The following is a 20091-nucleotide window of genomic DNA, read 5'->3' on the forward strand; positions in this document are numbered from 1 at the left end:
TCAATCAAACGCTGTATGAGCCAGCGAATGCAGCAGGGGCAGCCGATGATCATCATGGGCGAGGACGCCCAGCGCGTCAAGGATCGTGACGCACAGGAGTACAACATCTCCGCGGCGCGCGGCGTCGCCGAGTCCGTACGCTCGACGCTCGGACCGAAAGGGATGGACAAGATGCTCGTCGACTCGATGGGCGACGTCACCATCACGAACGACGGCGTCACCATCCTGCAGACGATGGACATCGACAACCCGACCGCCGAGATGATCGTCGAGGTCGCCGAGACCCAGGAGGACGAGGCCGGCGACGGCACGACGAGCGCGGTCGCCATCGCGGGCGAGCTCCTCAAGAACGCCGAGGACCTCCTCGAGCAGGACATCCACCCGACGGCCGTCATCAAGGGATTCAACCTCGCGAGTGAGTACGCCCGCGAGCAGGTCGACGACGTCGCCACGCGGGTCGACGCCGACGACACGGAGACGCTGAAGAACGTCGCCGAGACGTCGATGACCGGCAAGGGCGCCGAGCTCGACAAGGAGACGCTCGCGGACCTCGTCGTCCGCGCGATCCAGGGCGTCACCGTCGAGGCCGACGACGGCTCCCACGTCGTCGACCTCGCGAACCTCAACATCGAGACCCGCACCGGCCGCGCGGCCGGCGAGTCCGAGCTCCTCTCGGGCGCGGTGATCGACAAGGACCCCGTCCACGACGACATGCCGACCGACTTCGAGTCGGCCGACGTCCTCCTCCTCAACGACCCGATCGAGGTCGAGGAGGCCGACGTCGACACCTCCGTCAACGTCGACTCCCCCGACCAGCTCCAGAAGTTCCTCGACCAGGAGGAGAAGCAGCTCCGCGAGAAGGTCGACCAGATCGTCGACAGCGGGGCCGACGTCGTCTTCTGTCAGAAGGGGATCGACGACCTCGCCCAGCACTACCTCGCGAAGGAGGGCATCCTCGCCGTCCGCCGGACGAAGAAGTCCGACCTGAGCTTCCTCAAGAACGTGCTCGGCGCGCCGATCGTCACCGACCTCGACTCGCTCACGGCCGACGACCTCGCGGTCGGCTCGGTCGAGCGCGACGAGGAGGAGGGCCTGTTCTACGTCGAGGGCGAGGACGCCCACGGCGTCACCCTCCTGCTGTACGGCACGACCGACCACGTGGTCGACGAGCTCGAGCGCGGCATCGAGGACGCCATCGACGTGGTCGCGGCGACCGTCTCCGACGGACGCACGCTCCCCGGCGGCGGCGCCATCGAGGTCGAACTCGCCAGCCGGCTCCGGGACTACGCCGACTCCGTCTCCGGCCGCGAGCAGCTCGCCGTCGAGGCGTTCGCCGACTCGCTGGAGCTGATCCCCCGCGTGCTCGCCGAGAACGCCGGGCTCGACGCCATCGACCTGCTCGTCGACCTGCGCGCGGCCCACGAGGCCGGCGACGCGCACGCCGGGCTGAACGTCTTCTCCGGCGAAGTCGAGGACACTGCCGAGGCCGGCGTCGTGGAGACGGCGCAGGCGAAAGAGCAGGCGATCGCCTCCGCCGCCGAGGCCGCGAACCTCGTCCTCAAAATCGACGACATCATCTCCGCGGGCGACCTGTCGACCGGCGGCGACGGCGACGAGGGCGGCGCCCCGGCCGGCGGCATGGGCGGTATGGGCGGTATGGGCGGTGCTATGTGAAATCTGTCGGAGACAGATTTCCATAGACCGTCAGGCTCCGCCTGACGCAGTCGATGTAAGCGAGGTTCCGTAGGAACCTCGTTACCGAGCGGGGAGCGAGCGAGGTCGACCGCAGGGAGACCTCGGAGCGAACGGGGCGCGTCGCCCCGTGAGCGAACGCGACCCGCGAGGTGTGAGCTCCGAGTAGGAAACTCACAGCCCCCTGACGCGTTCCGACCGCGTACTACACTTCGAACACGCACGCTCGCGTTCCCCGGTTTCATTTTTTAAATCACAGCTTGGAGAGCCGCGGCGCTCGTCGGTATCGAACGGCAGCGCAGAACGCGACGGCGTCGTCACTACCCGACTGATAAACGAGAGAATCCGAGCGAGACCGCGGTCGGCTTACTTGCCCTGACGGTCGTTACCGGTGACGCTCGGGCGGGTCTTCTCCGTGCCCTTGCCGCGCGTGCGCTGGCCGCGGCCCTTCGTGCCGGCGGAGGTGAGCCCGCGGAAGGCGCGCCCGCGGTGGTCGTCCGAGGTGATCCACCCGAGGTCGTCGTCGTTCTCGATCGCGGGGTGGGCGGGGTCCACTAAGATTACTTCGTGCCACTTCTGCGAGCCGTCCTCACCGACCCAGTAGGAGTTGAGCACGCGGAGGTTGCGGTACTTCCGCGAGGCGCGCTCCTCGGCGATGCGCTGGATCGACTTGCGGCGCGAAAGGCGGTTGACGCCCTGGCGCTTCGAGCGGCGACCGGCCTTGTGGCGCTGCTTGCGCGAGCCGCCCTTGCGGACGCTCACGCGAGCGACGACGACGCCCTGCTTGGCCTTGTAGCCGAGTTCGCGGGCCTTGTCGAGGCGCGTGGGGCGCTCGATGCGCTCGATGGCGCCCTCGTCGCGCCACTCCTGTTTGCGCTGCCACTGCAGCTCCGCCAGTTTCCCCTCCTTGGGGGACCGCCACGCCTCCTTGATGTGCGAGTAGAAGCTTCGTGCCATTGGTGTGTCCGCGGACGGTTGCGATTCAGCCGCGAAGCGGCCACATGTCGTCTCGTCCCGGGGCGTCGACGACGTTGACGACATCGACGACGTCCCGGCGGCGAGTGCCCGCTGTGTCCGCACCAGCGAGTTGCCCGTACTTCCCGCGGTTCGCCCTTAACCGCTTCGCTACGGCGTTCGCGTGGGTGGGAGTGGCACGCGCGAAGGCGGCCGGCGCGAGTCACCCGTCGACGAACAGCCCGTCGACGACCGTCTCGATCAGCGCGTCCTCGACGCGCTCGTGGGCGGCGTCGCCGTCGGCGCCGATCGGCGCGTTCCGCGAACGCGCGGTGAACACGAGCGAGACGAACAGCTCGTCGACCAGCTCCGGGTCGTCGTACCGGAACGCGTCGAGCTCGGCCCACCGCGCGGCGAACGGCATGTTCGAGTCGTACGCTGCCCGCTCGATCCCCTCGTCGCCCTCGGAGTCCACGATCCGCTCCTGTAACGACCGGAGCTCCCCGTCGACGATGAGCGAGGAGATGAGCGGGTTCGACCGCACCTCCCGCAGCGTGGTCTTCAGGAGGACCCGCACCTCCTCGCGCGGCGTGTCGGCCGCCGCGACCGCCTCGGCGATCGACGCCTCCAGCGCCTCGCGCTCCGCGCGGAGCACCTCGACGTACAGCGCCTCCTTCGAGTCGTAAAAGCGGTAGAACGTGCTCGTCCCGATGTCGACCGCCTCGGTCACGTCCTTGACCCGCGTGCGCTCGAAGCCGAACCGCTCGAACAGCTCCCGACCCGCAGCGACCAGCTCCGCGCGGATCCGCTCGCGCTCCTCCTCGGAGAACCCGCTCATCGCCCGCCTCCGCTCCCGTCGACGCCGCCCGATCGGTGTGTGCTCATTGACGCGCTCTAGGAATCCAAAAACAAAGACGTTATTGATTCGTGGATTCATGATGGGATGTGAAACGCGCGGCGACGACGCCCGGACCGGCTCGACGCGATCGGCCGACGCGGAGCCGCGACGCCGGTCCGGCGCCGGTTTCGGTCCGCACGGGTCCCGACGCGGGCCCGCGGGGCGCCGCCGCGAGGTTCGATTCAGCATGAGACGCAACACAGTTCTCGTCGCGGTCGTGGCACTGGCGCTTGTAACGAGCGGAACGGCCGGCTTCGCCGTGGGAGCGGCGCCGACCGGCGGAACGCCGACCGAGGAGGCGAGCGCGGCGAGCCTCGACGCGGACGCGGCGACCGCGACGCCGACCGCCGACGCCGCGACCGGCGGGACGACGCCCTTCCAGACGGGGGGCGGGCTCGTCCGAGGCTCGCCCGAGCTGAGCGTGACGACCCCGAGCGCGACCCTCACCCCCGGGCGGACGAACGAGCTCACCCTCCAGGTCTCGAACGACGGCGACATGGACCTCGGCACCGCCCAGACCCGCGAGATCGTCACCACCGCGCGGAACGTGCGCGTGACCGCCGACGCCGGCGGCACCCCCCTCGACGTCGAGACCGGCACCCTCGCGATCGGCTCGGTCACCGAGAACCGGCCGGGCGAGGCGACCGTCGCGGTGAACGTCCCCGAGGACGTCGAGCAGGGGACCTACGAGCTCGACGTCGAGCTGGAGTACTCGTACACCTACCAGCAGTCCGGCGGCGTCACCATCGACCGCGAGGAGACCGTCGACGCCGAGGTCGACGTGCGGATCTCCGACGACGCGCGCTTCGAGGTCGTGAACGTCACGACCGACGCCCACGTCGGCGGCGAGGGCACGCTCGAGGCCGAGATCGAGAACGTCGGCGCCGACGTCGCTCGCGACGCGACCGTCGCGTTCGAGTCCGCGAGCGGCGGCCTCGCGTTCGGCGACCGCGCCAGCGACGCCGCCCGGGTCGACGAGCTGGCGCCGGGCGAGACGACGACCGTGCGGTACGACGTCGCGTTCGCGCCGGGCGCGCCCGTCCGCGAGTACGCCCTGGACGGGACCGTCTCGTTCGAGACGAGCGAGGGGCTCCAGCGCGTCGACGAGGGCGTCTCCGCCGGCGTGGTCCCCGGACCCGAACAGCGGTTCTCGGTCACCGGGGTCGACTCCGACCTGCGCGTCGGCGAGGAGGGAGAGGTCACCGGCACCGTGACGAACGAGGGCCCGAACGAGGCCCGCAACGTGGTGATTCAGTTCGCCGAGCAGTCCCAGAACGTGATCCCGATCGAGCGCAGCGTCGCGGTCGGCACGCTGGCGCCGGGCGAGTCCGGCGAGTTCCGGCTCCCGATCGAGATCGGCGAGGAGGCGAAGGCGATCGACCGGACCGCAGACATCGCAGTGCAGTACCGCAACGCCGAGTTCGAGACCCGCGCGTACCAGGACGTCGAGCTGCTGTACGAGGTGCAGCCGGAACGCGATCAGTTCCTCGTGGAGGTCGAGGACCGCGAGATCGAGGCGGGCGGACAGCGCGCCCTCGAGGTGACGCTGACGAACAACCTCGACGAGCCGGTCCGAGACGTCGAGGCGCGGCTGTTCGCCGACGCGCCCCTCGACAGCGGCAACGACGAGGGGTTCGTCTCCGAGCTCGAGCCCGGCGAGTCGACGACGCTCACGTTCGACCTGTCGGCGGCCGGCTCGAGCACGGCGAAGACGTACCCGATCTCGTTCGACTTCCGCTACGACGACGCGGACGGGAACAGCCAGCTGTCGGACACGACGCGGGTGCCGGTCACCGTCGTGGAGAGCGAGGGAGGCCTCCCGGTGGGGCTCGGTCTCGTCGCGCTCGTCGCGGTGGTCGTGATCGGAGCCGGCGCGTACGTCCTCAAGAGGGAATAGATGGGTCGAGCGGGCCAGTGGGTCGAAGCGAACGTCGAGCTGCTCAACGAGCTGATCGTCACGCGACCGCGGACCGTCGTCGCGCTGTTCCTCGTGGCGACGGCCGTCTTCGCCGGCGGGATGACCGCCGTCGAGACGCAGACCGACGCCACCGAGGGGTTCTCCGAGAACCTCCCGGAGCAGGAGGCGTTAGACGCGATCGAGACCGAGTTCGAGGAGCCGTTCGCGACCGACGGGGAGACCACCCAGCTGATCCACGACGGGACGAACGTCTTGGACCGCGAGGAACTGCTCACGATGCTCCGGCTGTTGGAGCGCCTCGACGAGCGGGAGGACCTGCGCGTGGCGTCCGCGAACGGCCCCGCGACGATCGTCGCGCAGACGCTCGATCCGACGGCGCGGACGCCGGCCTCCCAGCGTCGCGCGGTTGAGTCGGCGACCGACGCGGAGGTCCGTCGAGCGATCCGGCGGGCGAGCGAGCGCGAGGGGTTCTCGGCCGTCGTCTCCGACGACTTCAACCCGAACGCGGCGTCGGCGTCGACGACGGTGACGGTGATCTCCCACGACGTTCCGCGCGGATTCGACGACCTGCAGGGGCTCCAAACGGACGTCCGCGAGCTCGCGGACGACGAGCCCGCCGACGTGCGCGTGTTCGGGGCCGGGATCATCAACGCCGAGACGGGGCAGATCATCGGTGACTCGCTGCTCATCGTGATGCCCATCGTCGTGGTCCTGTTGCTGGGCTTCCTCGTCGTCGCCTACCGGGACCCGATCGACCTCGCGCTCGGGCTGTTCGCGCTGTTGATGACGCTGATCTGGACGTTCGGATTCTTAGGCTTCTCCGGGATCCCGTTCGACCAACAGCAGATCGCGGTCCCGGTGTTGCTGCTGGCGGTCGGCGTCGACTTCGGGATCCACTTCGTCAACCGCTACCGCGAGGAGACGGTGCAAGGGTACGACGCCGTCCCCGCGATGCGCATCGCGGCGAACCAGCTGGCGATCGCCTTCGTCATCGTCACCGTCACCGCGGTGTTCGGGTTCGGGGCGAACGTCGCCTCCGACCTCGACCCGATCCGGAACCTCGGGATCGTCTCGGCGGTCGGGATCGTGTTCACGTTCCTGATCTTCGGGCTGTTTCTCCCGGCGGCGAAGCTGGAGGTCGACCGGCTCCGCGAGCGGTACGGCGTCCCGGAGTTCGGGTCGACGCCGATCGCCTCGGAGGACTCCGCGCTCGGCCGGCTGCTGTCCGTCTCCGTCACGATCGGCGAGCGCGCGCCCGCGGTGTTCATCGCGGTCCTCCTCGTCGCCTCCGCGGGGCTCGGCGCGTACGGCGCGGGCATCGATACGACGTTCGAACAGGAGGACTTCCTCCCGCCGGAGGAGGAGGCGGGGTACGTGGAGTACATCCCGGAGCCGTTCGCGCCGGGCGAGTACACCGTGACGGAGACGCTGAACCTGCTGGAGGACAACTTCGCGGCGAGCCAGGACGCGTCGATAACGATATTCGTCGAGGGACCGCTACGCGAGGACCACGCCTTGGAGGCGCTCGCCGAGCCCAACAACGATCCGCCGGGGACGCTCGCCGTCGGCCCGAACGGCGGGGCCGAGACGACGAGCATCGTGACGGTGATCCGGTCGCACGCGCGGTCCGACGAGGAGTTCGCGGCGCTGGTCGCGCGCAACGACCGGAACGGGAACGGGATCCCCGACCGCAACCTCGAACGGATCTACGAGGAGCTGTTCGACTCGCCCGCCGGGGACCGGGCGTCGCGGTACCTCACCGACGACCGCCGCGGCGCACAGATCGAGTACACCGTCGAGAGCGGCGCGACGCAGGGGGAGATCGCCGCGGACGCGACGGAGCAGGCGGACCGGTTCCGCTACACCGCGACCGCGACCGGCCAGATCGTCGTCTTCGACGCGATCACGGGGATCATCTTCGAGTCGGCGATCCAAGGGCTCGTCCTCGCCGTGGTGTTGACCGGCGTCTTCCTCGTGATCACGTACGGCATCCTGGAGGGAATGCCCCTGCTGGGGATCGTGAACGTGTTCCCGATCGTGATCGCCGTCGCGTCGCTAGTGGGTACGATGCGGCTGCTCGGGCTGCCGCTCAACGCCCTGACAGCGACGATCCTCTCTATCGCGATCGGGATCGGGATCGCCTACTCCGTCCACATCACCGCCCGGTTCATCGACGAGTTCAAGGAGAACGACGACGTCGCGGCCTCGCTCCGCACGACGCTGACCGGAACCGGGGGCGCGCTCACGGGCAGCATGCTCACGACGGCGCTCGGGACCGGCGCGCTCGCGCTCGCCATCACCCCCGTACTCGGCGACTTCGGGCTGCTGATCGCGTTGAGCGTCGTCTACTCGTTCGTGCTCTCGGTGGTCGCGCTGCCGCCGGCGCTGTTCCTGTGGGACCGCTACCAGAACGGCGGTTCGCTCGGCGGCCGCGCTCGCGGCGCCTGAGGGTCGACCGCCGACAGCGGTTCGCCCTCGCGCCGTCCGTCGCCGACGCCCGCGCCGTTCGTGCGCCGGCGACGCCCACCTGCGGGAGCGTCAACACCGTGAAGCGCGTACGGTTCGGTCGACGCGGCCGGGCGCGATCCCGACGATCTCGGGTGGGGAGTCCCGCTCGGCCGCGTCGCTTTCCCCCGACGCTCCGGGAACTCGCCTCGGGCGAACCCCTCGGACGTCGATTCGCCGCGGATCGACCACAGAGGCACACGCCGCGTTCGCGCGGCCCGCAGTCCGGTCGGTCGGCGGCGACAGCGAACCGGCCGAACCGCGGCGCCGTCTCGTGAGATATTCTCGAGAGAATCCCCGAATAAGAACCCTCTTATAAATCCGGGGTGGACGGAGCGGTATGCCCAAAATAAGCGTCGAGATCCCGGGCGAACTGCTCGAGGACCTCGACGAGCACGTCGGCGACGACGGGAAGTTCGTGAACCGCAGCGACGCCGTCCGAGCGTCGATCCGGAAGACGCTCGACCTGCTCGACGAGATCGACGCGCGCCACGACCGGCTCGACTCCGCGAGCGACGCGGGCGACGACGAGGCGGACGATGAGTAGCCGGACCCGGGGAGCCGCCGGGACCGACGGTCCCTTCGCGGCCGACCCGTTCGACCGCTCCGCGGTGGCCGCGGTCGGACTGATCACCCTGTTCGTCGTCGCGCTCGCGACCGCGCAGCTCACCGCCGCGAAGGTGATCGCGCTCCCGCTGCCGGTCGCACTCCCGGTCGTCGGCCCCGAGATCGTCCTGCCGGGCGCCGCGCTCGCGTACGCGCTCACGTTCCTCGCGTCCGACTGCTACGCCGAGCTGTACGGCCGCCGCGCGACGCAGGTGGTCGTCAACGTCGCGTTCCTCGCGAACTTCCTCGTGCTCGCCCTCGTCTGGTCGACGCTCGCCGCGCCGGGCGTGAACCCCGAGGTCTCGGCCGCGTTCGAGACCGCGCTCGGCCCCGCGACGAACGTCGTCGCCGGGAGCCTGCTGGCGTACGTCGTGAGCCAGAACTGGGACGTGTTCGTCTTCCACGCGATCCGCGAGCGCACCGGCGAGCGCCTGCTGTGGCTGCGCAACGTCGCCTCGACCGCGAGCAGTCAGGCGCTCGACACCGCGATATTCGTCGGCGTCGCCTTCTACGCCGCCCCGGTCCTGCTCGGCGTCGGTGACCCCCTCCCGGGGAGCGTCCTCCTCGCGCTCGGGCTCGGCCAGTACCTCCTCAAGCTCGCGATCGCCGTCCTCGACACGCCGATCGTCTACCTCGTCGTCGGCGCCGTGCGCGAGTAGACGACCCGACTCTCCGCCGCCGTTTATATCGCCCAGCCACCGCCGACCGCCAGCTCACGCGCGGGTCGCGCGGGGAGGTCAGCGGGCACGCGCTCGAAGGCGTCGCCGGCATCGTCGGTCCGATACAGTCCCTCGTCGTTGAGCGCCCAGACCTCCCCGGGCTCCCGGCCGCCCGCGAGGACCGCTCGGTAGGTCCCCGATCCAGTGGGCATCCCCCGGTCGTCGAGACGCTCGAAGCGCGGCCCCGCGGTCGAACCGCCGCTCGCCCGGTCCCCGTCGGTTCGGTCCGTCGTCCGCCGGTAGAGGTACGCCTCGCCGCGGCGGTGGGCGGCGTTCGCGCCCGACGCCGCGCTCACGAGGACCGTCTCGGGGTCGCCCGGGTCGACCGCGATCCCCCAGACGTAGGCGTGGTCGAGCCCCCGAGCGACGACGCGCCACGTCTGCCCTCGGTCGCGGCTCTCCGCGAACCCGTCGCCCGCGGCCGAGTAGACCCGATCGGGCGCGTTCGGGTGCGTCGCGAGCGCGTGGTTGTCGCGCCGGGAGCCCTCGGGCCGGTCGACCCACGTCTCGCCGCCGTCCGGCGTGACGAGGAGCGCGCCCGCCTCGACGCCGACGAACCAGCGCTCCGGGTCCGCCGGACAGGGCTCGAGACACCGGACGTGGTGGGTGTCCGGGCGCGGCGGGAACGACCACTCCGACGACGAGGGAACGTCGGTCAGGCCCGCGACCGGCTCGACCGTCTCGCCGCCGTCGGTCGACCGGTATATCCGCGAGGGCTCCGTTCCGACCCAGACGACCGCGGGGTCGTGCGGGCTCGTCGCGACCGCGGTGACCGCGTCCGGCCCCGTCCCGCCGGGCCCGAGCGTCTCGGCAGCGACCCGCTCGAACGTCTCGCCGCCGTCGACGGAGCGGAACAGCCCGGCGTCGAAGGTGCCGGCGAGCACGCGGGCGTCGGAAGTGACCGAGAGGCACTCGATTGCGCGGTCCGCCAGCCGCTCGTCGACCTCGCCCGTCTCGGGATCGACGAGGCGGAGCCCGTCGCCGTAGGCCGCGTAGAGGCGCGTGGACATGAAGGAGAGTTCGACGCCTCGCGACAAAAGCCTTCGACGGGCGCAAGAGACTTATCGGCCGCCGCCGTGTGAACGGTAAGCATGGACCTCCGCGTGCAGGGTGACGTTCCCCCCGATCCGTTCCTCGGCGCCGCCGACCTGTTTGAGACCGAGTGCTCGCTCGCCGACCCCGTCCACGTGAAGGTGCGCGAGGACCCCGACGAGCGGACGTGGGCCGGCCACTACGACGGCTACCACGTCCTTAACGTCTCGAAGCGCGCCGCCACCAGCGCGATGGCCCGCGAGCTGGCCGTTCACGAGCTCTCGCACATGGCTCGGTACGAGGAGGGCCACGCCTCCCACGTCCAGTCGACCGAGGAGGCGCTGTATCTGGGGCTCTCCGGCGAGGAGGTGGAGCGCCGCAAGCTCGCGCACTGCTACCAGATCGCGAACCACATGAAGGACATCTACGCCGACGACATCACGCTCTCCGTCGCGCCCGCGGACAAGCTCCTCGGCTTCCTCGAATCCACCCTCGCGGCTGCGGTCGCCGACCGCCCCGCCGTCTCGCGGGACGGCTCGCCGCCCGTGACGGCCGGCGCCGACCCGGAGATCACCGCCGTCAACGCCGCGTTCGCGCTCGCCTTGGTCGAGCGCCACGACATCGCCGGGGCGGACCACCGGATATACGACCTCGCGCGCGCCGCCGGCAGCGACACCGACGCGGTCGACGTCGACGCGTTCAAGGAGCGCTTCCTCGCGCTCGGTCCCGACCCCTCCGAGAGCGACTACCGGAAGGCGCTCGTCGCCGCCGCGCGGGCGTACGCGGTATAAAAACGACTCGCGGCGGCGCGTGCCTCCGAGCGGGCCATCGGCCCGCGAGGAGCACGCGCGAGGGAGTCAGGCGCCCGAAGCAACGCGGAGGGCGCCTGACGAGGCTGGGAAGGGGTGAGGTGCCGTACGGTTGCAGTCGGGTGGGGCTTTGCGGGCGTTCACCGCTGGTCCACCGTCGACCATTATAAATAGACAAACAAGCGACCGGACCTCGTCACTGCGTCACCGACGAAACCACGTGTATAACCGTCCTATGCCGCGTCGTCGGCCGTCGTCTCCGCCTCACCGACTCCCGCGTTCTCGCCGTCGTCGACGTCGAGCACAGTCACGCGCGCCGACATGATCCGGGTGTTGTCCACGCGCTCGATGCGGATCCGGACCCCGTCGAACTCGATCTCCTCGCCCTCCTCGACGAGCCGGCCGGCGCGGTTGAAGACGAAGCCGGCGAGCGTCTCGAACTCCTCGCCCTCGGGGAGGTCGATGCCGAGGATCTCGTTGACCTCGTCGATGTTCACCTCGCCCTGGACGACGGCGACGTTCTCCTCGAGGAACTCGACGGGCGCCTCCTCGTCTCCCTCCAGGATCTCGCCGACGATCTCCTCGACCATGTCTTCGAGGGTGATGATCCCCTCCGTGGTGCCGAACTCGTCGATGACGGTGACCATCTGGAGGCGGTTGTCCTGCATCTCCGCGAGCAGCTCGTCGGCGTTCTTCGACTCGGGGACGTGCAGCGTCGGCTTGACGACCCGCGCCAGCGACGGCTCACCCTCGGAGTAGCGCAGCTCGCGGACCAGGTCCCGGACGGTCACCACGCCGATGATGTTGTCGAGGTTCCCCTCGTAGACGGGGACGCGCTCGTGGTCCGCCTGGATGCACGTCTCGATCGCCTCCTCGACCGACGACTCCTTCGCGACCGCGGTGACGTCGAGGCGGGGCGTCATCACCTCCTTGGCGATGGTGTTGTTGAACCGGAAGATGCGGTCGAGCATCTCGCGTTCCTCCTCCTCGATGACGCCCTCGCGCTCGCCCGTCTCGATGATGTCCTGTATCTCGTCGCGGGTGACGTACGTCGACTCGATGGCCGCCGACCCGCCGATGACGCTGTTGACGCCCTTCACGATGTAGTCGAACAGGACCACGAGGGGGTAGAGCGCGTACTCAGAGGCCTTCAGCGGGCGCGCGATCCGGAGCGCCCACGACTCGGTGTTCTCGACGGCGTACGACTTGGGCGCGCTCTCGCCGAAGATCAACACCAGCGTCGTGATCCCGAACGTCGTCGCCAGGACGGACTGCCCGCTGGAGAGGTAAAATCCGAACAGCGCGGTCGCGATGGAGGTCATCGCGACGTTGACGATGTTGTTGCCGACGAGGATCGTCACCAGCAGCCGGTGGGGGTTCGCCTTCATGTCGCGGATCGTCTCCGCGCCCGTGACCCCCTCGTCGACGAGGCTGTCCACGCGGTGTTGCGGCAGCGAGAACATCGCGATCTCCGACGAGGAGAAGAACGCGGACAGGCCGATCAGCGTCAGGATGGCGAGGACGCCGAGGACCGTCACCGCGTTCTCCCCCGGCATCGGCAGCTGTAGCAGATCGGCCGTCAGCGCGCTCGGCGGCAAGCCCATGTTCATTCGTCTTCCGTCGGCGGATGGTTAAAGGATTACCTTCGACACCCCGGGTCGCCGGACGATCCGACGGATCGACGGCGGAATCGGACGAGTCACGGAGCGTGCCGCGGCCGACACGATTACACGTCCCGCGGCCGAACCGATCGCCATGACGGAGCCACAGATCACCCTGTACAGACTGCAGGCGTGCCCCTACTGCGAGCGCGTCGTCCGGACCCTGAACCGGTTCGGGCTGGAGTACGAGTCCCGGTACGTCGAGCCGATGCACTCGGAGCGGAACGTCGTGAAGCGCGTCTCCGGCGCCCGGAGCGTCCCGGCGATCGTCGACCGCGAGACCGGCGTGACGATGTCCGAGAGCGCGAACATCGTGGAGTACCTGGAAGGGACGTACGGCGGCGCGGCGACCGACGGGGGCCGCGCAGCCGACGACGCGGCGACCGACGGGGGCCGCGCGGTCGACGCCGAGGGAGGTGCCTGAGATGCCCGACTTCGACGTCGTCTCGCTTCCCGAGACGGACCACGTCTCCGAGGGCGACGCCGCCCCCGACTTCACCCGACCTCTCGTGAACGAGGAGTACTGGGGGGACCGCGCCCTCGACGACGTCGTGAGCGGGCCGACGCTCCTCGTCTTCCATCCGATGGACGGCGCCTTCCAGGCGACGTACCTCTACAACACGATCGACGACCACGGGTGGGCGGACGACCTCGACGTCCTCGGCCTCTCGATCTCGTCGCCGTACGCCCACAAGCGCCTGCTCGCCGAGCGCGGCGAGGGCGTCCGGATCTTCTCGGACCCCGGCGCGGGCGTGATCGAGGAGTACGGCGTCGCCCACGACATCGACGGCATGACCGGGATCACCGAGACGCGCCCCGCCGTGTTCCTCCTCGACGCCGACCGCACCGTCGAGTACGCGTGGGTCGCGAGCGAACACCCCGAGTTCCCCGACGCCGAGGCGATCGACGACGCGATCGACCGGCTCGTCGACTGAGAGCGCTGTCGACGTCGACTCGACTGAAACCGCCGTCGACGCGTCTCGCTTGCGACCGCTTCGTCCACACACGTCATCCTTTTTTAAACTGCGGTCGAACGTTCGCGTATGACGGACGACGCCGAGGACCGGGAGCCTCGCACCGGGTCCGATCCGGACCCCGGACGCGACGCGGCGAATCGCCGGGAGGACGTGCGGCGCGCGGCCGCGGCGGTCGCCGACGGCGAGCTCGTCGTCTACCCCACGGAGACGGTGTACGGGCTCGGCGGCGACGCGCTCGACCCGGACGCCGTCGAGCGCGTGTTCGACCTGAAGGGCCGCGACCGGTCGAACCCGCTCTCACTGGGCGTCGCGAGCGTCGACGACGCGCTGCGCTACGCCCGCCCGACGGAGTTCGCGGTGGCGTTCGCCCGGGCGTTCCTCCCCGGTCCCGTGACGGTCGTCGTCGAGCGCGGCGACGCGGTCCCCGACGCGCTCACCGCCGGGAGCGACCGGGTCGGGATCCGCGTCCCCGACCAGCCGGTCGCGCGGGCGCTCCTCCGCGAGACCGGCCCGCTCACCGCGACGAGCGCGAACGTCTCCGGGACCGGCAGCGTCACGCGCCTCGACGACCTCGACGACCGGATCCGGGAGGGCGTCGGGGCGGTGATCGACGACGGCGAGACGCCCGGGACTGAGAGCACCGTCGTCGACCCGGAGGCGGGAACGATTCACCGCCGCGGCGCGATGGCCGGCGCGACCGAGGCGTGGCTGGCGGACCCGCCGGTGTAACGCGGGAGTGGGAGTAGAACAGACCGCGAGCCTCAGACCGCGAGCTCGCCCTTCTCGCTCAGCACCTCGACCTCCTCGGCGTCGACCGCGTCGACGTCGAGCCAGTGAGGGACGTACTCGCGCTTGTCGTACGCCTCGCGCTCGTCCTCGGTGCCGACGGTGCACCAGAGCTGGGGCTCGTCCGGGCCGTGCCAGCCGCCCTGCACGTTGATGCCGAAACAGACCAGCTCCTCGCCCTCGTACTCTATCACCGCGTCCCGCCGGATCCCGGGGTCGCCGCGAATGATGAGGTGTTGCATATCCCGTCGTTCGCGGGTTCCGTGCTTAATCGCTTCGATACGGGAGGTCGTCGGCCTCGAAGACCGATGAGGCCGCGTCGCTGAATCCGATGACGGCGGTGTCCACAGGCGCGGCGAGGAGACGACGCGTCGGACTAACTGCCATCAATTGCTAACATACGTCATAGTACGCCGCCTCGCGGTTTCCGGTTCGGGGGCGCGCGGGACCACACCCTCGCGAAGCAGCGGATTACGCCGACCGAACCTACGTTTATCCGGAGTATAACCAACGGGCCGACACCCGTCCGGCCGGTATGAATCCGACGACTGTACAGCGACGAAGCGACGAAATCCTCGACGAGATCGCCGCGGCCGTGGTCACCGAGCGGGCGACGCTGAAGACCGTTCTCGTTGGGGTGCTCTCCGACGGCCACGTCCTGCTCGAGGACGTCCCGGGAACCGGAAAGACGCTCACGGCTCGGTCGTTCGCGAACGCGGTCGACGTCTCCTTTTCGCGCATTCAGTTCACCCCCGACCTGCTGCCGTCCGACGTCATCGGCTCGAACATCTTCGACGAGAAGGCCCGGAGCTTCGAGTTCCAGCCGGGGCCGGTGTTCGCGAACGTCGTGCTTGCGGACGAGATCAACCGAGCCCCGCCGAAGACGCAGGCTGCGCTCTTGGAGGCGATGGAGGAGGGGCAGGTCACCGTCGACGGCGAGACCCACCCGCTCCCTGACCCGTTCGTCGTCGTCGCCACGCAGAACCCCGTCGAGATGGACGGGACCTTCGAGCTCCCGGCCGCCCAGAAGGACCGATTCATCGTCAAGACCAGCCTCGGCTACCCCGACCGAGCCGGCGAACTCGAACTGATCGACCGCCGCGCGGGTCGAGAGGCCTCCTCGCCATCAGTCCGAACGGTCTGCTCGCTTGACACGCTCACTCAGCTCCGACGCGTTCCGGAGTCGGTTCGCGTGGAGAGCGGCGTTCGGGAGTACCTCGTCGACGTCGCCCGCGCGACGCGAACGGACGAGCGCGTGAACACGGGCGTGTCGCCGCGGGGGGTTCAGCGGTTCTTCGAGGTCGTGAGAACCCACGCCGCGCTCATGGGTCGGACCTACGCGACGCCGGACGACGTGAAGGCGATGGCGCCGTCCGCGTTGTCCCACCGGATAGTGGTGACCCCCGACGCGCGCGTTTCGGGCGTCTCGACGACCGAGATCGTCGACGATATCCTCTCGGATATGCCGGTGCCGCAGCTTCGCGCCTGAGCGGTACGACTGCACGCTCGAGATCGACTCGCTCGTCCCGGTCGACCCCGTCGACTCGGCCGGCGCTGCCAATTCAGAGAGATACCGACGGATCCCGTACCGGACGCTCGCCCCGGCGTGACACCGACCGACGAGCGCGGGCTATCGGTCGGATCCGAGGACCAGGATCGCGCTGCCCGCGACGAGCGCGACGAGCGCGCCGAACGGGAGGCCGTCGATGTCGAGACCGGCCACCCCGAGCACGACCGCGACGGCACCCGCGCCGACGCCCGCGGCGACCCCCACGTGAGCGAGTTCGGTCCGAACGGTCCTCGCGCCGCGCTGAACGCCGATCTGCCCGCCCACGGACACCGCGTTCTCGGCCGCGTCCCACGCGAGGATCGTCGCGAGCGTCGCGAGCAGGAGCGCGGTGGTTCCCACCCCCTGCGTCACTCCCGTCGCGAGGACGCCGAGGAACACGAAGCCGGTGCCGACGTCTATCAGGGCCCGACTCCATCCGAACCGAACCGGCGCGAGAGACGCTGAAAGCGCCCATAAACCCACGATCCCGGGGAGCAACTCGATCCGGTGGGTGACCTGCGGGGGCTGCGTGACCGCCCGCCCCATCGCGACGAGAACGACGAGCCCCCCACCCAGCGCGACCAGCGCACCCAGGACCCCGAGGGCCGTCCCGCCGCGACGAGCCGATCGTCCGCCGATCCCGAAGGCAAGGACGCCGACGAGGGCGAGCCGAAGGATCTCCCGTTGGAGGGTCGTGTCGGCGACGAGCGCCGCGGCGACGCTGCCGGCAGCGATGGCGATGGCGCTGCTCCCGACCGCCGGTCGGCGAACGAACCGAGCGGTTACCCCGTCGGACACCGCCGTCGCTTCCGTCGCATCTGACGCCGTCACCGGCCCCTCCCCTCGATAGTCGACATCGCAGCACCCAGCGACTGGGCGGGCGTCCAGTCCACGACGGGGATTCCCGCGTTCCGTAGTACGCTCAGCCGCTGCGTCCGCTCCAGTCGGGCGAGCCGCCCGCCCGTGGTCTCCCCCGTGGTGACGTCCGGACTGACGACCGTGACGGCGGTCCCACCGCTCTCGAACCGCTGGGCGATGCGGGAGGCCTCGTCGTCACACAGCGGCGTGATCAACACGACCTGCGTGTTCGGCCCGAACTCGGCCCGAATTCTGGACAGCTGGGTGTCGATCGGTACGGTCTCGTCGGCACCCGCGCCAGTGCCGTTCGGGCCGTCTCCGGCAACGAGCCGAGACGGGGCTTCCCCGCCCTCACGCTCGGCCGTGCGCGCCGTGTTCGGAGGGTCCAGCTTGAAGGCCGGAGCCGTCGCCAGCCGACGGTGGAACCGGTTGGCGTGCTCGCGACCGCTCCGGGCCGGAAGCACGCAAACGTGCCGTCCGAACCCGGCCAGTCCGACCCGGTGGTTCGCGTCGAACAGCGCGTCGCCGATGCGGTCCGCCGCGTCGACGGCCAGCGCGACTGCGTGGGGTTCGGTCGCGTCCGCGGCCCGATACGACGCGGGTCGCGCGTCCACGCACACCACCACCTCCGCGAGCCGTTCGGTGCGGAACGTCAATGAGGTGAGTTCGCCCGTCCGCGCGTATCGGCGCCAGTCGATCCGGTTCGCGGGGTCCCCGCGCCGGTACTTCTCGACGGAGTGAAACTCGATCCCCTCGCCCCCGTCGTCGGTGACTAACGGACCCGGATAGTGACCGCTCTGTGCGCGCAGCGGGACCGTCGGGACCGCTGCCGCACACTCGAAGGAACTCGCCTCGGTGAGCGAGCTTTCGACCTCTACCGACCCGCTCGCGTCGCGACAGAGCACAGTCGTCGGCTGGAACACGTGACGACCCGGGCGCGCCCGGAGGTCGTAGCGTATCGTCACCTCTCCGCCCGGGAGCAGCGCCGCCGCACGCCGCGGCGATCCGTCCGAAACCGAGAGCATCGGCGGGGTCCCGTCGACGATCCGGACGTCGGCGAGCGGCGCGTCCCCCTCGTTCGTGATCGTCGTCCGCACTGACACCCTCTCACCGTCCTCCGGCGATATCGGATCTATCTCTCGTCGAATGGACAGATCGGGGTCGGGAACCGCGGTAACTCGCGGGTAGGCGGCGTACGCGCCGGCGAGAGCGCCGACCAGCAACAGCGGAGGTCGTTCCGCGAGGACGCCGACCGCCACCGCGAGGAGCGCGACGGCGGCGATCCCCCGCCAGCGACCGGTCCGCCGAACCGACGACGGTCGGCCCGTCTCGGACGCGGGTTCGACCGTGTCCCCGCCGTCGGTTCTGGCCGCCGAGCCCCGTCGGGGACCACCGTCACCCGCGGTCCGTTCTGGACGCGCCGAACCATCGATCCAGCGGCCGAGGACGGCGATGCCGGGCGTCACTGGACCTCCTCCTGCGTCGTTGAGCGACCCTCCGAGCGGCGGTCCGAAGCTCGATCGGCGTCCCGATCCGCGTCCGAGTCAGTATTCGAGCCCGTGTCCGCGTCCCGGCCAGAATTTGGAACTGCGTCCCCCTTCGAGCCCCGGCCGGTACCCCGGTTCGAGTTTCGAACAGCCGCCGCGTTCGGGTCCTCGTTCCCGGCCCGATCGCCGTCTCGGACCACCGATCTCTCGCCGGTCGTCTTCGCGAGGATGGCGTCGACGGTTCGGTCGACCCGGTCGCCGTCGCGGGTGACCCCCCGAGCGGAGAGGGTACCGCCCGTGACTCCGCGTCCCGACGCGGAAAGGGAGGCTGCGGCGACGGGGTCGCTCGTCCAGGTGCCCTCGTCGACGCGACGTCCGGCGTCGGTCCGCGAACACCCCTCCGCGCGCATCGTCGCCCGGATCGCCGCCTCCCGGAGCTGACGGCGACGGTCGTTCGCCGACCGAGCGGAGAGGAACCGACTCAGTCGCCCGCCGCCGGCGCGGTCGAACGACGCACCGGGATACGTCGCCGTCAGGACGCCCTCGACGGCCGGCGGCGTCGCCTCGCTGACGCCGCGGACGCGCCGTGCCGCCACGAGGAGCAGCGCGAGACCGACCGCGAGGAGGCCGAGCGCCGCCAGCACCACGTAGTCGCTCCCGAGGGCTTCGATCGCCGCGTCGATCCGGAGCACGTCCTCCGTCTCCGGATCGAAGGCGACGAGCAGTCCGACGCCGAGCGTCGCGACCCCCACCAGGAGAAGCAGGACGCGGGTCGCCCGACCGAGGCGGGCGAGCAGCCCTCCGGCGTCGGTTCGGCGTGTCTCCGCGTCGCTCGAGTCGGTCGCGTCGGTCCGGACCGTTTCGGGGTCGCGAGCGGCGGCTCTGTCGGTCATTCCACGCCACGCTCCAGCCCGCGGAGCCCCTCGCGAGCCCGGTCGAGCTCCGCGTCGACCGAGCGCCCCCCGTAGTGTACGTGCTCGAACGCGGAGACGATCGACTCGACGGCGTCGCGATCGACGTCTCGAACGCGAGCGAGCGCCCGGCACTCGTCCGGAGTCGTCGTCTCGGGCCGCTCCGGATTCAGCCGACGTATCACCTCCACCCAGGCCCGGTCCACGTCGTGTTCGGGGGCCGTCCCGGGCCAGCGTCCGGCCGCCGATCGCGGCTCGACGGCAGGTGTCGTTCGGGAGTTGCGATCGAGGAAACCGACCAGAACGCCCCGGTACCGATACGTCAGTGCGGCCGCCGCCAGAATCGCCGCAACCGGGAGGAGGAGGCGGAGGAGACGACTCAACAGCGCGATCAGGCGGTCGAAGAGCGAGGGTTCGTCGACCGCGGAGCCCGGGCCGTCGGCGGAACCGCCACCGGCCCCGTCGGCGCCCGCCTCCCCTCCGCTCTCGATGGACTCCCGAATCGCGGCCGCGTCGCTCTGGTCGATCGGCAGGCTGTCCCAATCCGGGTTTATCTCGTCGGCCGGATCGGTCGTCAGGCTCGTTTCCAGCGTCGTCGACGCGACGCTCAACGACGTGACCGCCAACAGCGCTATCAGCGCCGACAGGAGGCGTGACCGATTCATAAAGCGAAGGGCGGTGTGACCGACTGACAGCGGCTACTCGGCGACGACTCGATGAGGGCCGACT

Annotated in this window: 19 protein-coding genes; 10 read left to right on the forward strand and 9 right to left on the reverse strand. The window is 70.1% G+C overall.

The annotated features are described in order from the left end of the window. The first annotated feature begins 45 nt into the window (after positions 1-45). A complete protein-coding gene (thsB, locus tag FGM06_RS13135) occupies positions 46-1674 on the forward strand; it encodes a thermosome subunit beta (protein WP_186311037.1) in 1629 nt (542 codons plus the stop codon). A gap of 384 nt (positions 1675-2058) precedes the next feature. On the opposite strand, the gene FGM06_RS13140 is transcribed toward thsB, so the two are convergent. Next, positions 2059-2649, reverse strand: a complete 591-nt coding sequence (locus FGM06_RS13140; RefSeq protein WP_144799686.1) for a 50S ribosomal protein L15e — start codon at positions 2647-2649, stop codon at positions 2059-2061. Between the two features lie 220 nt (positions 2650-2869). Then, the gene (locus FGM06_RS13145) at positions 2870-3484 is read right to left on the reverse strand and encodes a TetR/AcrR family transcriptional regulator (protein ID WP_144799687.1); all 615 of its coding nucleotides are present in this window, start codon (positions 3482-3484) and stop codon (positions 2870-2872) included. Between the two features lie 247 nt (positions 3485-3731). Between FGM06_RS13145 and FGM06_RS13150 the strand changes: the two genes are divergently transcribed. The 4 genes from FGM06_RS13150 (at position 3732) to FGM06_RS13165 (ending at position 9232) form a co-directional block, all read left to right on the forward strand. Further along, positions 3732-5441, forward strand: coding sequence for a COG1361 S-layer family protein (locus tag FGM06_RS13150; protein ID WP_241662575.1), 1710 nt, complete (start codon positions 3732-3734; stop codon positions 5439-5441). Then, the gene (locus FGM06_RS13155) at positions 5442-7910 is read left to right on the forward strand and encodes an efflux RND transporter permease subunit (protein WP_144799688.1); all 2469 of its coding nucleotides are present in this window, start codon (positions 5442-5444) and stop codon (positions 7908-7910) included. A gap of 397 nt (positions 7911-8307) precedes the next feature. Continuing rightward, positions 8308-8514, forward strand: a complete 207-nt coding sequence (locus FGM06_RS13160; protein WP_144799689.1) for a ribbon-helix-helix domain-containing protein — start codon at positions 8308-8310, stop codon at positions 8512-8514. Then, complete coding sequence (locus tag FGM06_RS13165) at positions 8507-9232, forward strand: queuosine precursor transporter (RefSeq protein WP_144799690.1); 726 nt, start codon at positions 8507-8509, stop codon at positions 9230-9232. Before FGM06_RS13160 ends, FGM06_RS13165 begins: the two co-directional genes overlap by 8 nt. Before the next feature lie 23 nt (positions 9233-9255). Here FGM06_RS13165 and FGM06_RS13170 read toward each other — a convergent pair whose 3' ends face one another. Next, positions 9256-10302 carry a WD40/YVTN/BNR-like repeat-containing protein gene (locus FGM06_RS13170; protein ID WP_144799691.1) on the reverse strand — a complete coding sequence of 349 codons (1047 nt, stop codon included), beginning with the start codon at positions 10300-10302 and terminating at the stop codon, positions 9256-9258. A gap of 81 nt (positions 10303-10383) precedes the next feature. Here FGM06_RS13170 and FGM06_RS13175 point away from each other — a divergent pair, with 81 nt between their 5' ends. Beyond that, on the forward strand, positions 10384-11115 hold the full coding sequence (locus FGM06_RS13175) for a DUF5781 family protein (protein WP_144799692.1): 732 nt from the start codon (positions 10384-10386) through the stop codon (positions 11113-11115). 251 nt (positions 11116-11366) lie between these two features. Here FGM06_RS13175 and FGM06_RS13180 read toward each other — a convergent pair whose 3' ends face one another. Beyond that, positions 11367-12737 carry a hemolysin family protein gene (locus FGM06_RS13180; RefSeq protein ID WP_144799693.1) on the reverse strand — a complete coding sequence of 457 codons (1371 nt, stop codon included), beginning with the start codon at positions 12735-12737 and terminating at the stop codon, positions 11367-11369. A gap of 151 nt (positions 12738-12888) precedes the next feature. Here FGM06_RS13180 and FGM06_RS13185 point away from each other — a divergent pair, with 151 nt between their 5' ends. The 3 genes from FGM06_RS13185 (at position 12889) to FGM06_RS13195 (ending at position 14500) form a co-directional block, all read left to right on the forward strand. Continuing rightward, positions 12889-13218, forward strand: a complete 330-nt coding sequence (locus tag FGM06_RS13185) for a glutaredoxin family protein (RefSeq protein WP_144799694.1) — start codon at positions 12889-12891, stop codon at positions 13216-13218. 1 nt (position 13219) lies between these two features. Next, on the forward strand, positions 13220-13729 hold the full coding sequence (locus FGM06_RS13190) for a redoxin domain-containing protein (protein ID WP_144799695.1): 510 nt from the start codon (positions 13220-13222) through the stop codon (positions 13727-13729). 108 nt (positions 13730-13837) lie between these two features. After that, positions 13838-14500: an L-threonylcarbamoyladenylate synthase gene (locus FGM06_RS13195; RefSeq protein WP_144799696.1), complete on the forward strand. Its 663-nt coding sequence runs from the start codon at positions 13838-13840 to the stop codon at positions 14498-14500. 32 nt (positions 14501-14532) lie between these two features. Here the strand turns inward: FGM06_RS13195 and FGM06_RS13200 are convergent, their stop codons facing one another. Then, positions 14533-14799: an HAH_0734 family protein gene (locus FGM06_RS13200; protein ID WP_144799697.1), complete on the reverse strand. Its 267-nt coding sequence runs from the start codon at positions 14797-14799 to the stop codon at positions 14533-14535. A 293-nt stretch (positions 14800-15092) separates the two neighbouring features. On the opposite strand from FGM06_RS13200, the gene FGM06_RS13205 reads away from it, so the two are divergent. Beyond that, positions 15093-16046: an AAA family ATPase gene (locus FGM06_RS13205; protein ID WP_144799698.1), complete on the forward strand. Its 954-nt coding sequence runs from the start codon at positions 15093-15095 to the stop codon at positions 16044-16046. A gap of 141 nt (positions 16047-16187) precedes the next feature. On the opposite strand, the gene FGM06_RS13210 is transcribed toward FGM06_RS13205, so the two are convergent. From FGM06_RS13210 to FGM06_RS13225, 4 genes are all read right to left on the reverse strand, one after another. Then, positions 16188-16937, reverse strand: a complete 750-nt coding sequence (locus tag FGM06_RS13210) for a DUF7519 family protein (protein WP_144799699.1) — start codon at positions 16935-16937, stop codon at positions 16188-16190. Continuing rightward, on the reverse strand, positions 16934-18061 hold the full coding sequence (locus FGM06_RS13215; RefSeq protein ID WP_241662576.1) for a DUF58 domain-containing protein: 1128 nt from the start codon (positions 18059-18061) through the stop codon (positions 16934-16936). The genes FGM06_RS13210 and FGM06_RS13215 overlap by 4 nt, the downstream gene beginning before the upstream one ends. 365 nt (positions 18062-18426) lie before the next feature. Continuing rightward, positions 18427-19344, reverse strand: a complete 918-nt coding sequence (locus tag FGM06_RS13220) for a DUF7269 family protein (protein ID WP_144799701.1) — start codon at positions 19342-19344, stop codon at positions 18427-18429. Next, positions 19341-20027 carry a DUF4129 domain-containing protein gene (locus FGM06_RS13225; RefSeq protein ID WP_144799702.1) on the reverse strand — a complete coding sequence of 229 codons (687 nt, stop codon included), beginning with the start codon at positions 20025-20027 and terminating at the stop codon, positions 19341-19343. The genes FGM06_RS13220 and FGM06_RS13225 overlap by 4 nt, the downstream gene beginning before the upstream one ends. Positions 20028-20091: the final 64 nt, after the last annotated feature.

The sequence above is a fragment of the Halorubrum depositum genome (assembly GCF_007671725.1).
In the GTDB taxonomy this organism is placed as follows: Archaea; Halobacteriota; Halobacteria; order Halobacteriales; family Haloferacaceae; genus Halorubrum; species Halorubrum depositum.